14 protein-coding genes are annotated in these 12,867 nt (G+C 72.3%); all 14 read left to right on the top strand.

The genetic code is table 11. The annotated features are described in order from the left end of the window. The first annotated feature begins 43 nt into the window (after positions 1-43). The 14 genes from pgsA (at position 44) to AC068A_RS06405 (ending at position 12,751) form a co-directional block, all read left to right on the top strand. Complete coding sequence (gene pgsA, locus AC068A_RS06340) at positions 44-790, top strand: phosphatidylinositol phosphate synthase (RefSeq protein ID WP_478581438.1); 747 nt, start codon at positions 44-46, stop codon at positions 788-790. Further along, on the top strand, positions 790-1,695 hold the full coding sequence (locus AC068A_RS06345) for a phosphatidylinositol mannoside acyltransferase (protein WP_478581439.1): 906 nt from the start codon (positions 790-792) through the stop codon (positions 1,693-1,695). The genes pgsA and AC068A_RS06345 overlap by 1 nt, the downstream gene beginning before the upstream one ends. Further along, complete coding sequence (locus AC068A_RS06350) at positions 1,692-2,861, top strand: glycosyltransferase family 4 protein (protein WP_478581442.1); 1,170 nt, start codon at positions 1,692-1,694, stop codon at positions 2,859-2,861. The genes AC068A_RS06345 and AC068A_RS06350 overlap by 4 nt, the downstream gene beginning before the upstream one ends. 132 nt (positions 2,862-2,993) lie before the next feature. Then, positions 2,994-3,533, top strand: a complete 540-nt coding sequence (locus AC068A_RS06355; RefSeq protein ID WP_478581444.1) for a LemA family protein — start codon at positions 2,994-2,996, stop codon at positions 3,531-3,533. Positions 3,534-3,663: 130 nt separating this feature from the next. Then, positions 3,664-4,575, top strand: coding sequence for a pyridoxal 5'-phosphate synthase lyase subunit PdxS (gene pdxS / locus AC068A_RS06360; protein WP_478581447.1), 912 nt, complete (start codon positions 3,664-3,666; stop codon positions 4,573-4,575). A 13-nt stretch (positions 4,576-4,588) separates the two neighbouring features. After that, a complete protein-coding gene (gene pdxT, locus AC068A_RS06365; RefSeq protein ID WP_478581449.1) occupies positions 4,589-5,182 on the top strand; it encodes a pyridoxal 5'-phosphate synthase glutaminase subunit PdxT in 594 nt (197 codons plus the stop codon). A gap of 59 nt (positions 5,183-5,241) precedes the next feature. Beyond that, a complete protein-coding gene (locus tag AC068A_RS06370) occupies positions 5,242-5,994 on the top strand; it encodes a YebC/PmpR family DNA-binding transcriptional regulator (RefSeq protein WP_478581451.1) in 753 nt (250 codons plus the stop codon). A gap of 122 nt (positions 5,995-6,116) precedes the next feature. Beyond that, positions 6,117-6,722 carry a crossover junction endodeoxyribonuclease RuvC gene (ruvC, locus tag AC068A_RS06375; protein ID WP_478581454.1) on the top strand — a complete coding sequence of 202 codons (606 nt, stop codon included), beginning with the start codon at positions 6,117-6,119 and terminating at the stop codon, positions 6,720-6,722. After that, positions 6,719-7,354, top strand: coding sequence for a Holliday junction branch migration protein RuvA (gene ruvA, locus AC068A_RS06380; RefSeq protein ID WP_478581456.1), 636 nt, complete (start codon positions 6,719-6,721; stop codon positions 7,352-7,354). Before ruvC ends, ruvA begins: the two co-directional genes overlap by 4 nt. A gap of 120 nt (positions 7,355-7,474) precedes the next feature. Beyond that, positions 7,475-8,560, top strand: a complete 1,086-nt coding sequence (ruvB, locus tag AC068A_RS06385) for a Holliday junction branch migration DNA helicase RuvB (protein ID WP_478581457.1) — start codon at positions 7,475-7,477, stop codon at positions 8,558-8,560. Positions 8,561-8,726: 166 nt separating this feature from the next. Then, entirely contained in the window at positions 8,727-9,170 is a 444-nt protein-coding gene (yajC, locus tag AC068A_RS06390; RefSeq protein WP_478581460.1) for a preprotein translocase subunit YajC, read from the top strand. Between the two features lie 161 nt (positions 9,171-9,331). Continuing rightward, complete coding sequence (gene secD / locus AC068A_RS06395) at positions 9,332-11,140, top strand: protein translocase subunit SecD (protein WP_478581462.1); 1,809 nt, start codon at positions 9,332-9,334, stop codon at positions 11,138-11,140. 1 nt (position 11,141) lies between these two features. After that, on the top strand, positions 11,142-12,203 hold the full coding sequence (gene secF / locus AC068A_RS06400; RefSeq protein WP_478581463.1) for a protein translocase subunit SecF: 1,062 nt from the start codon (positions 11,142-11,144) through the stop codon (positions 12,201-12,203). Then, positions 12,200-12,751: an adenine phosphoribosyltransferase gene (locus AC068A_RS06405; protein WP_478581465.1), complete on the top strand. Its 552-nt coding sequence runs from the start codon at positions 12,200-12,202 to the stop codon at positions 12,749-12,751. Before secF ends, AC068A_RS06405 begins: the two co-directional genes overlap by 4 nt. The last annotated feature ends 116 nt before the right edge of the window (positions 12,752-12,867 follow it).

Below are 12,867 nucleotides of genomic sequence, written 5' to 3' on the forward strand. Positions count from 1 at the left end.
GGCGCCCCGCCGATTGCCGGCATGAACCGGTGGGTGCGCGGGTATGCCGCCCCGGGCCGCTGGCTACGATGGGCCAGCCGGTGGCCGACGGGGCCGTACGGCCCAGCGACCCTCCGGGAAGGCCATGCTGAACAAGTACGCGCGTGCGTTCTTCACGCGTGTTCTCACGCCATTCGCCGCTTTTCTCCTCCGGCGGGGGGTGAGCCCGGACGCGGTCACGCTCATCGGCACGGCCGGTGTGGTGGCCGGAGCACTGGTCTTCTTCCCCCGGGGCGAGTTCTTCTGGGGCACGATCACCATCACGCTCTTCGTGTTCTCCGACCTGGTGGACGGGAACATGGCCCGCCAGGCCGGGGTCTCCAGCCGCTGGGGCGCCTTCCTCGACTCCACGCTCGACCGGGTCGCCGACGCGGCGATCTTCGGCGGCCTCGCGCTCTGGTACGCGGGCCTGGGCCACGACAACGTGCTGTGCGCGGTCGCGATCTTCTGCCTGGCCAGCGGCCAGGTCGTCTCGTACACCAAGGCCCGCGGCGAGTCGATCGGCCTGCCGGTGGCGGTCAACGGGCTCGTCGAGCGCGCCGAGCGGCTGGTGGTCTCGCTGGTCGCGGCCGGGCTGTCGGGACTCCAGACCTTCGGCGCGCCCTCGTGGCTCGGGGTGCTGCTGCCGGTCGCGCTGTGGGTGGTGGCGGTCGGCTCGCTCGTCACCCTGGTCCAGCGCGTGGTCACCGTACGCCGGGAGGCGGCGGAGGCCGATGCCGCGGCCCCCTCGTCCGAGCCGGGCGCGGCCTGATGGGCGCGGCACAGGACCGCCTGGTCGACGGGCTCTACGGGCTCGGCTGGGCCGGCGTGAAGAAGCTGCCCGAGCCCGCGGCGGTGGCCCTCGGCCGCCGGATCGCCGACTTCGCGTGGCGGCGCCGCGGCAAGGGCGTGCTGCGGCTGGAATCGAACCTCGCCCGGGTCGTGCCCGATGCCGGGCCCGAGCGGCTCCGGGAGCTGTCGCAGGCGGGCATGCGCTCCTACATGCGGTACTGGATGGAGTCCTTCCGGCTGCCGGCGATGGACCCCGCACGGTTCGGCACCGACGTGTCCATCAAGGACGACCACCTCCTCAAGGAGGCCGTGGCCTCCGGCCGCGGGGTCATCGCCGCCCTGCCCCACCTGGCCAACTGGGACCTCGCCGGCGCCTGGGTCACCGGGCACCTGGGCATCCCCTTCACCACCGTCGCCGAACGCCTGAAGCCCGAGTCGCTGTACGACCGCTTCGTCGCCTACCGCGAGAGCCTCGGCATGGAGGTCCTCCCGCACAGCGGCGGCGCCGCCTTCGGGACCCTCGCCCGCCGGCTCCGCGCCGGCGGCCTCGTCTGCCTCGTCGCCGACCGGGACCTGTCCGCGTCCGGCGTCGAGGTGGACTTCTTCGGCGCGACCGCCCGGATGCCGGCCGGACCGGCCCTGCTGGCGCAGCAGACGGGCGCGGCCCTGCTGCCCGTCACCCTGTTCTACGGGGACACGCCCAGGATGTCCGGCCGGATCCACCCCGAGGTGGAGGTCCCCGACACGGGGACCCGGACCGAGAAGACCGCGGCCATGACCCAGGCGGTGGCCGACGCCTTCGCGCAGGGCATCGCCGACCACCCGCAGGACTGGCACATGCTCCAGCGGCTGTGGCTGGACGACCTGGAGGAGCGCTCCTCGTGAAGATCGGCATCGTCTGCCCGTACTCGTGGGACGTGCCCGGCGGCGTGCAGTTCCACATCCGGGACCTCGCCGAACACCTGATCCGCCTCGGCCACGAGGTGTCCGTGCTGGCTCCGGCCGACGACGAGACCCCGCTCCCGCCGTACGTGGTCTCGGCCGGGCGGGCCGTACCCGTCCCCTACAACGGGTCGGTGGCCCGGCTGAACTTCGGATTCCTGTCGGCGGCGCGGGTGCGGCGGTGGCTGCACGAGGGCGTCTTCGACGTCATCCACATCCACGAGCCCGCCTCGCCCTCGCTCGGGCTGCTGTCCTGCTGGGCCGCCCGCGGGCCGATCGTGGCCACCTTCCACACCTCCAACCCGCGGTCGCGGGCGATGATCGCCGCGTACCCGATCCTCCAGCCGGCCCTGGAGAAGATCAGCGCGCGGATCGCGGTGAGCGAGTACGCCCGGCGCACCCTCGTCGAGCACCTGGGCGGGGACGCCGTCGTGATCCCGAACGGCGTCGACGTGGACTTCTTCGCCTCCGCCGAGCCGAAGGCCGAATGGGCCGGGCAGACCCTCGGGTTCATCGGGCGCATCGACGAGCCGCGCAAGGGCCTGCCCGTGCTGATGGCGGCGTTCCCGCGGATCGCCGAGGAGTGCCCCGGCGTTCGGCTGCTCGTCGCGGGCCGCGGTGACGAGGAGGAGGCCGTGGCCTCCCTGCCCGCCGAGCTGCGCTCGCGCGTGGAGTTCCTCGGCATGGTCTCGGACGAGGACAAGGCGCGGCTGCTGCGCAGCGTGGACGTGTACGTCGCCCCCAACACCGGTGGCGAGAGCTTCGGCATCATCCTCGTCGAGGCCCTGTCGGCCGGGGCCGCCGTACTGGCCTCCGATCTGGACGCGTTCGCCCAGGTCCTGGACCAGGGCGCGGCGGGGGAGCTGTTCGCGAACGAGGACGCCGACGCCCTCGCCGCGGCCGCGGTGAAGCTGCTGCGGGACCCCGGGCGGCGGGCGGAGCTCAGCGCGCGCGGCTCCGCGCACGTGCGCCGCTTCGACTGGTCGACCGTCGGGGCGGACATCCTGGCCGTCTACGAGACCGTGACCGACGGCGCGTCGGCCGTGGCCGCCGACGAGCGCGTCCCCCTGCGGACCCGCCTCGGCCTGACCCGCGACCCGACGGCCTGATCCGGCTCCGCGCCCTCCGCTCCCGCCCCCGCCAAGACCGCCGCCCCCGCTCCGGCCGCCGCCCCGGCTCCGGCCGCCGGGCCCGGGGCCGGGGCGGGGCCCGGGCGGGGCCGGACGGTAGAGTCGCGGGCCGTGATCGAAACCCTTGTCTGGACCGCCCTGGTCCTCGCCGTCGTCGGGGTCTACCTCAGCTGGACCGCCGGACGCCTGGACCGGCTCCACACGCGGATGGACGCTGCCCGCGCCGCCCTGGACGCGCAGCTCGTCCGCCGGGCCTCGGTGGTGCTGGAGGTGGCCACCTCCGGTGCGCTCGACCCGGCCTCCTCGATCGTGCTGTACGAGGCCGCGCACGCCGCCCGCCAGGCGGACGAGGAGCACCGCGAGGTCGCCGAGAGCGAGCTCAGCCAGGCGCTGCGCGCGGTGTTCGCCGACGCCGCCCAGGTGGAGGAGCTCAAGGCCGCCCCGGGCGGCGAGGCCGCCGCCGAGGAGCTCGCCGCGGCCGTGCGCCGGGTGCCGATGGCCCGCCGCTTCCACAACGACGCCGTACGGGCGGCGCGGGCGCTGCGCCGGCACCGCAAGGTCCGCTGGTTCAGGCTGGCCGGGCACGCCCCGTTCCCGCTCGCCTTCGAAATGGACGACGAGCCTCCGGCGTACCTCGCGGACCGGCCGTAGCAGTTGTACCCATTGGCCAAGTCGAAAGGAGCCACCGGCTCCTCATTGGCCCTTGCGGTGGACTGATCGGGGAGGGTTTGCTCTGCGGAGCACCATCGCAGCACCGTCTTCCTTCGAGTGAGGTTCACCCGTGAGCACGCTTTCCTCCACCCCGCTGACCCCCGAGACCGGCACCGCGCGCGTCAAGCGCGGCATGGCCGAGCAGCTCAAGGGCGGCGTGATCATGGACGTCGTCAACGCCGAGCAGGCGAAGATCGCCGAGGACGCCGGCGCCGTGGCCGTCATGGCCCTGGAGCGGGTCCCCGCGGACATCCGCAAGGACGGCGGCGTGGCCCGCATGTCGGACCCGAACATGATCGAGGAGATCATCGACGCGGTCTCCATCCCGGTCATGGCCAAGTCCCGCATCGGCCACTTCGTCGAGGCCCAGGTACTGCAGTCCCTCGGCGTCGACTACATCGACGAGTCCGAGGTCCTGACCCCGGCCGACGAGGTCAACCACTCCGACAAGTGGGCGTTCACCACCCCCTTCGTCTGCGGTGCCACCAACCTCGGCGAGGCCCTGCGCCGCATCGCCGAGGGCGCGGCCATGATCCGCTCCAAGGGCGAGGCCGGCACCGGCAACGTCGTCGAGGCCGTCCGCCACCTGCGCCAGATCAAGAACGAGATCGCCAAGCTGCGCGGCTTCGACAACAACGAGCTGTACGCCGCCGCCAAGGAGCTGCGCGCCCCGTACGAGCTCGTCAAGGAGGTCGCCGAGCTCGGCAAGCTCCCGGTCGTGCTGTTCTCCGCCGGCGGTGTCGCCACCCCGGCCGACGCCGCGCTGATGCGCCAGCTCGGCGCCGAGGGCGTCTTCGTCGGCTCCGGCATCTTCAAGTCGGGCGACCCGGCCAAGCGTGCCGCCGCCATCGTGAAGGCCACCACCTTCTACGACGACCCGAAGATCATCGCGGACGCGTCCCGCAACCTGGGCGAGGCCATGGTGGGCATCAACTGCGACACCCTGCCCGAGGCCGAGCGCTACGCCAACCGCGGCTGGTAAGGCACCACCGAAGATGAACAACCCCCCCGTCATCGGCGTCCTGGCCCTCCAGGGCGACGTCCGGGAGCACCTGATCGCCCTGGCCGCGGCGGACGCCGTGGCCAGGCCGGTCCGGCGCCCCGAGGAGCTCGCCGAGGTCGACGCCCTCGTCATCCCCGGCGGCGAGTCCACGACCATGTCGAAGCTCGCCGTCCTGTTCGGCATGCTGGAGCCGCTGCGCGAGCGCGTCCGCGCCGGCATGCCCGTGTACGGCACCTGCGCCGGCATGATCATGCTCGCCGACAAGCTGCTCGACGGCCGCGAGGACCAGGAGACGCTCGGCGGCATCGACATGATCGTCCGCCGCAACGCCTTCGGCCGCCAGAACGAGTCCTTTGAGGCGGCGATCGACTTCGCCGGCATCGAGGGCGGCCCGGTCGAGGGCGTCTTCATCCGCGCCCCGTGGGTGGAGGCGGTCGGCGCCGAGGCCGAGGTCCTGGCCACGTACGACGGCCACACGGTCGCCGTCCGGCAGGGCAAGGTCCTGGCCACGTCCTTCCACCCGGAGCTGACCGGCGACGACCGGGTCCACGCCTACTTCGTCGACATGGTGCGCGCGGGGCTGTGACCGGCTCCCGGTAGGATCAGAGGCGAACACCATGTTGGTTACGCGAAGGAGACAGGCGGATGTCCGGCCACTCTAAATGGGCTACGACGAAGCACAAGAAGGCCGTGATCGATGCCAAGCGCGGCAAGCTCTTCGCGAAGCTGATCAAGAACATCGAGGTCGCGGCCCGGATGGGCGGCCCGGACATCGACGGCAACCCCACTCTGTTCGACGCCGTCCAGAAGGCCAAGAAGCAGTCGGTCCCCAACAAGAACATCGACTCCGCGGTCAAGCGCGGCGGCGGTCTCGAGGCGGGCGGCGCCGACTACGAGACGATCATGTACGAAGGCTACGGCCCCAACGGTGTCGCGGTGCTCATCGAGTGCCTCACCGACAACCGCAACCGTGCCGCCTCCGACGTGCGCGTCGCCATGACCCGCAACGGCGGCTCGATGGCCGACCCGGGCTCGGTCTCGTACCTGTTCAACCGCAAGGGCGTCATCATCCTGCCCAAGGGCGAGCTGACCGAGGACGACGTCCTCGGCGCGGTGCTCGAGGCCGGTGCCGAAGAGGTCAACGACAACGGCGACACCTTCGAGATCGTCAGCGAGGCCACCGACCTGGTCGCGGTCCGCACCGCGCTCCAGGAAGCGGGCATCGACTACGACTCGGCGGACTCCAGCTTCGTCCCGACCATGCAGGTCGAGCTCGACGAGGAGGGCGCGCGGAAGATCTTCAAGCTGATCGACGCGCTCGAGGACAGCGACGACGTCCAGAACGTCTTCGCCAACTTCGACGTCTCGGACGAGGTCATGGAGAAGGTCGACGCCTGACCGGCGTCCGCCGCCCACAGCAGGTGAGACGGGCCGACGGGGAACACACCCCGTCGGCCCGCTGCGTTGTCGGTGCCACCCGATAGCCTGCACGCACAGGCGATCCAAGGAGGGGCGGGGCGGTGCGCGTACTGGGCGTGGACCCGGGGCTGACACGCTGCGGCGTCGGCGTGGTGGAGGGCGTGGCCGGCCGTCCCCTGACCATGCTCGGCGTGGGCGTCGTCCGCACCCCGGTCGCGGCGGAGCTCGGCGACCGGCTCGTCGCCGTCGAGCAGGGCATCGAGCAGTGGCTGGACGAGCACCGGCCGGAGGTCGTCGCCGTCGAGCGGGTCTTCAGCCAGCACAACGTCAGCACGGTCATGGGCACCGCCCAGGCCAGCGCCGTCGCCATGCTGTGCGCCGCCCGCCGCGGCATACCCGTCGCCCTGCACACCCCGAGCGAGGTCAAGGCCGCCGTCACCGGCACCGGCCGGGCCGACAAGGCCCAGGTCGGCGCCATGGTGACCCGGCTGCTGCGGCTCTCCGCCCCGCCCAAGCCCGCCGACGCCGCAGACGCGCTCGCGCTCGCCATCTGCCACATCTGGCGGGCCCCCGCCCAGAACCGCCTCCAGCAGGCGGTCGCCGCACACTCCGCACGCTCCGGCGCCGCGGGCCCGCTGCCGCCGCCCCCGGGACGGACGCCCGCCGCGGCCCGGCACCCGAGAACCGAGAAAGGCCGTACCGCATGATCGCCTTCGTCACCGGCCCTGTGGCCGCCCTGGCGCCGACGACCGCCGTGATCCAGGTCGGCGGCGTGGGCATGGCCGTGCGCTGCACTCCGCGCACCCTCGCCGAGCTGCGCGTGGGGCAGGAGGCACACCTGGCCACCTCCCTGGTGGTGCGCGAGGACTCGCTCACCCTGTACGGCTTCGCCGACGACGACGAGCGACAGGTCTTCGAGGCCCTGATGACCGCCAACCGGGTCGGCCCCAAGATGGCGCAGGACATCCTCGCGGTGCACAGTCCCGAGGCCTTGCGGCTCGCGGTGTCGACGAAGAACGTGAAGGCGCTGACCGCGGTGCCCGGCGTCGGTCCGAAGAGCGCCGAGAAGCTCCTGCTGGAGCTCAAGGACAAGCTGGGCGCTCCCGCGGGCACGCAAGGCCTGGTGGGGGCCCAGCGGGGCGCGGTCGCCGCCGGACCGGCACCCTGGACCGAGCAGCTGCACGCCGCCCTCGTCGGCCTCGGCTACCAGGCCCGGGAGGCCGAGGAGGCCGTCGTGGCGGTGACCCCGCAGGCCGAGGCCGCGATCGCCGACGGCGGATCGGCCCCCGTCCCGCAGCTGCTGCGCGCGGCCCTGCAAACCCTGAACCGCGCACGCTGAGGCAGGAGCGGCGGCGCCGGCCCGCACCGCCACGCCCGACACCCGCCACGCCCGACACCCGCCCGTGACCCCCCGCCCCGTGACCCCCGCTCACCCGCACCGAACCGAGAAGGCACATCCGTGAACTGGGACGACGAGACCGCAGCCGAGACCCCCGGCGCAGCGCCCGAGCGCCTCGTGGGCGCCGCCGCCGACGGGGAGGACAGCACGGTCGAGGCGGCCCTGCGTCCCAAGGACCTCGACGAGTTCGTCGGCCAGGAGAAGGTCCGCCAGCAGCTGGACCTGGTCCTCAAGGCCGCCAAGCAGCGCGGCGCCACCGCCGACCACGTCCTGCTCTCCGGCGCCCCCGGTCTCGGCAAGACCACCCTCTCGATGATCATCGCCGCGGAGATGGGGGCACCCATCCGGATCACCTCCGGCCCCGCCATCCAGCACGCCGGCGACCTCGCCGCGATCCTCTCCTCCCTCCAGGAGGGCGAGGTCCTCTTCCTCGACGAGATCCACCGCATGTCCCGGCCCGCCGAGGAGATGCTCTACATGGCCATGGAGGACTTCCGCGTCGACGTGATCGTCGGCAAGGGCCCCGGCGCCACCGCGATCCCGCTGGAACTGCCCCCGTTCACGCTCGTCGGCGCGACCACCCGGGCCGGCCTGCTGCCGCCGCCGCTGCGCGACCGCTTCGGCTTCACCGGCCACATGGAGTTCTACGCCCCCGAGGAGCTGGAACGCGTCATCCAGCGCTCCGCCCGCCTCCTCGACGTGGAGATCGACACCGGCGGCGCCGCCGAGATCGCCGGCCGCTCCCGCGGCACCCCGCGCATCGCCAACCGCCTCCTGCGCCGCGTACGGGACTACGCCCAGGTCCGCGCCGACGGGGTGATCACCCGCGAGGTGGCGGCCACCGCCCTCCAGGTCTACGAGGTGGACGCGCGCGGCCTCGACCGCCTCGACCGGGCCGTGCTGGAGGCGCTGCTCAAGCTGTTCGGCGGCGGCCCCGTCGGCCTGTCCACCCTCGCGGTCGCCGTCGGCGAGGAACGCGAGACCGTGGAGGAGGTCGCCGAGCCGTTCCTCGTCCGCGAGGGACTGCTCGCCCGCACCCCGCGGGGGCGGATCGCGACCCCCGCGGCGTGGGCCCACCTGGGACTCGTCCCGCCGCAGCAGGGCGGCGGCGGATCCGGCGGCCAGCAGGGCCTGTTCGGGGTGTGACGGTGCGGAGGTTCGCCCGACCGGGAACTGCGGTGCCATGCTGGGCGTTGTTCCATCGGTGCGGACTCGCCTAGACTCCGCCGATGCCGACCCTTCGGGTCGGTGTGCCCACCCCCCGTAGAAAAAAGGCCGTCTCCCCGGCGGTCGTGCGAAGGATCTCCGTCCCGTGAATCTCGTGACACTCCTCCCGTTCATCGTGCTCATCGGGGCGATGTTCCTGATGACCCGCTCCGCGAAGAAGAAGCAGCAGCAGGCCGCGCAGATGCGCGACCAGATGACGCCCGGCACCGGTATCCGCACCATCGGCGGCATGTACGCCACGGTCAAGGAGATCGGTGACGACACCGTCACCCTCGAGGTGGCCCCCGGCGTCCACGCGATCTACGCGAAGATGGCTGTCGCCGCCGTGCTGGAAGACGCGGAGTACAACCGCATCGTGCACGGCTCCGAGAACCCGGCCGACCACGACGACACGCCCGTCGTCCCCGACGACATCTCCTCCCTGACCAAGGACGAGACCGAGCCCAAGCCCGACCTCGGCAAGAAGGACGCCCCCCGGGGCGACGAGCCGAAGGACGGCAAGGCCGACGGCGAGGCCGGCGCGAAGTAACGCGTGCGCGGGGACCGCGACGGCGCCCGACCGGCGGCCGCGCGGTCCCTGCCAGTGATACTTCTTCTGCGGGGGGCAGGGGTCCCCACCACACATTTTCGTGGCCGTCCGCGCGCTGACCGAAGCGCCGCCCGGACGGTTGGACAGGGAGATACGACAAGGTGGCAGCACCGAAGAAGGGCCGGCGGCCCACGGGGGCTCAGGGGAGGCCGGGGCGCGCCCTGGCCGTCATCCTGATCGCGATGGTGGCGCTCACCGCGGGCATGTTCCTCTCGAAGCAGACGACCCCCCGCCTGGGCATCGACCTCGCGGGCGGTACGACCATCACGCTCAAGGCGAAGAGCGAGCCGGGCAAGCCGGATGCGGTCAACGAGACCAACATGAACACGGCCGTCGGCATCATCGACCGCCGCGTCAACGGTCTCGGCGTCTCCGAGGCCGAGGTCCAGACCCAGGGCCGCGACCACATCATCGTGAACATCCCCAAGGGGGTGAACGAGCAGCAGGCCCGCGAGCAGGTCGGCACCACCGCCCAGCTCTACTTCCGCCCGGTCCTGACGTTCGCCGACGGTGCCCCGGCCGCCCCCGCGGCCACGCCGAGCCCGTCCGCGAGCACCTCCGGAGCCCCCAAGGCCGAGGGCAGCGCCAAGCCCGGTGCGACGGCCACCCCGTCGTCCAGCGCCAAGCCCGGTGCGGCGGCCACCCCGTCGTCCAGCGCCACTTCCCAGGGCCGCGCGGTCAGTGAGGCCCTCAAGGCCCCCGCCGCCACGGCCACTCCCTCGCCCTCGGCGAGCGAGTCGAAGAAGGCAGACGACAACAAGGCCGCCCCGTCCCCCGCCCCGACCCCGTCGGGCACGGACGCGGCCGCCGACCTCCAGGCCAGGTTCGCCGCCCTGGACTGCACCAACGAGCAGCAGCGCGCCGCCGCCGGCAAGGGCGTCAAGCCCGAGGAGCCGACGCTCGCCTGCGGCCAGCGCGGCACCGCCTGGGGCAAGTGGATCCTCGGCCCGGCCGCTGTCGCCGGTACGGACGTGAAGGAAGCCAAGGGCGTCATCGACCCGCAGCGCGGCCAGTGGATCGTCACGATGCAGTTCACCGACAAGGGCGCCGACAAGTTCGCCAAGATCACCGGTGAGCTGGCCACCAAGCAGGCCCCGCAGAACCAGTTCGCGATCGTCCTCGACGGCAAGGTCATCTCCGACCCCTCCGTCAGCCAGGCCCTGACCGGCGGCAACGCCGAGATTTCCGGCGGCTTCACCCAGCAGTCCGCGCAGGACCTGGGCAACATGCTCTCGTACGGCGCCCTGCCGCTCTCCTTCAGCGAGGACAGCGTCACCACCGTCACCGCCGCCCTCGGCGGCGAGCAGCTCAAGGCCGGCCTGATCGCGGGCGCCATCGGCCTCGCGCTCGTCGTGATCTACCTGCTCGTGTACTACCGGGGCCTGTCGTTCATCGCCATCCTCAGCCTCATGGTCTCGGCGATCCTCACGTACACGCTCATGGCGCTGCTCGGCAAGGGCATCGGCTTCGCCCTGAACCTGCCGGCCGTGTGCGGTGCCATCGTCGCGATCGGCATCACCGCGGACTCGTTCATCGTGTACTTCGAGCGCATCCGCGACGAGATCCGCGAGGGCCGCACCCTGCGCCCCGCGGTCGAGCGGGCCTGGCCGCGCGCCCGGCGCACCATCCTGGTCTCCGACTTCGTGTCGTTCCTGGCCGCCGCGGTGCTGTTCATCGTCACCGTCGGCAAGGTGCAGGGCTTCGCCTTCACCCTCGGCCTGACCACCCTGCTCGACGTGGTCGTGGTGTTCCTCTTCACCAAGCCGATCATGACGCTGATGGCCCGTACGAAGTTCTTCTCCAGCGGACACCCGTGGTCCGGCCTGGACCCGAAGCGCCTGGGCGCCCGCCCGCCGCTGCGGAGCTCCCGCCGCCCCGCCCCCGCCCCCGTCGAAGCAAAGGAGGCGTGAGATGTCGAAGCTCGGAGATCTCGGCGCCAAGCTGTACCGCGGCGAGGTCGGGTACGACTTCGTCGGCAAGCGCTTCATCTGGTACGGCGTCTCGATCCTGATCACCATCACGGCGATCGTGGGCCTGGCCGTCCAGGGCCTCAACATGGGCATCGAGTTCAAGGGCGGTGCCGTCTTCACGACCAGCAAGACGACCGTCTCGGACGTCAAGGCCCGGGAGATCGCCAAGGAGGCCTCCGGCCACGCGGCGATCGTCCAGAAGCTCGGCAACGGCACCCTGCGCATCCAGATCGCCAGCCTGGACACCAACTCCGCCAACGACGTCAAGAAGGAGCTGGCGGCCGGCCTGAAGATGCCGGAGCAGGACATCAACGCGGATCTGGTCGGCCCCAGCTGGGGTGAGCAGATCGCGAACAAGGCCTGGACCGGCCTCGGCATCTTCATGATCCTCGTGGTGATCTACCTCGCGATCGCCTTCGAATGGCGCATGGCGGTCGCCGCGCTGATCGCCCTGGTCCACGACCTCACCATCACCGTCGGCGTGTACGCGCTGGTCGGCTTCGAGGTCACCCCGGGCACCGTGATCGGTCTGCTGACGATCCTCGGCTACTCCCTCTACGACACGGTCGTCGTCTTCGACGGCCTGAAGGAGGGCTCGAAGGACATCACGAAGCAGACCCGCTACACCTTCGGCGAGATCGCCAACCGCAGCATCAACGGCACCCTGGTCCGTTCGATCAACACCACGGTCGTGGCGCTGCTCCCGGTCGCCGGCCTGCTGTTCATCGGCGGCGGCTTCCTGGGCGCGGGCATGCTGAACGACATCTCGCTGTCGCTGTTCGTCGGCCTCGCGGCCGGTGCGTACTCCTCGATCTTCATCGCGACCCCGCTGGTCGTGGACCTCAAGGAGCGCGAGCCGGCGATGAAGGCCCTGCGCAAGCGGGTCCTCGCCAAGCGGGCCGCCGCGGCCGCCAAGGGCGAGACCGTGGACGACGAGGCGTACGGCGCCGAGGAGACGCCGCAGATCGTGGCGCAGGGCCGGGCAGCGGGGCGCCGGCGATGACCGCACTGCCCCCCGAGGTCCGCGAGCTGCTCCTCAGCCGCATCAAGGACGTGCCGGATTACCCGAAGCCGGGCGTGATGTTCAAGGACATCACCCCGCTGCTGGCCGATCCGGCGGCCTTCGCCGCGCTGACGGACACCCTCGCCGGGCTGGCCGCCAGCTACGGCGCGACGAAGATCGTCGGCCTGGAGGCGCGCGGGTTCATCCTCGCCGCCCCCGTGGCCGTCCAGGCGGGCATCGGCTTCGTGCCGGTCCGCAAGGCCGGCAAGCTGCCCGGGGCGACCCTCGCCCAGGCGTACGAGCTGGAGTACGGCACCGCCGAGATCGAGGTCCACGCCGAGGACCTCCGGGCCGGCGACCGGGTCATGGTCATCGACGACGTCCTGGCCACGGGCGGCACCGCCCACGCCTCGCTGTCGCTGATCCGCCGGGCCGGCGCCGAGGTCGCCGGTGTGGCCGTGCTGATGGAGCTGTCGTTCCTGCCGGGACGGGAGCGGCTCGCCGAAGCCCTCGCGGGCGCACCGCTGGACGCGCTGATCATCGTCTGACGACCGAACGGCCCACCGGAGCGGGGGGGGGGGGGGGGGGGGGGGGGGGGGGGGGGGGGAGGGGGGGAGGGGGGGGGGGGGGGGCGGGGGGGGGGGGTGGGGGGGAGAGGGGGGCG

The organism is Streptomyces sp. NPDC043854, from assembly GCF_056436005.1.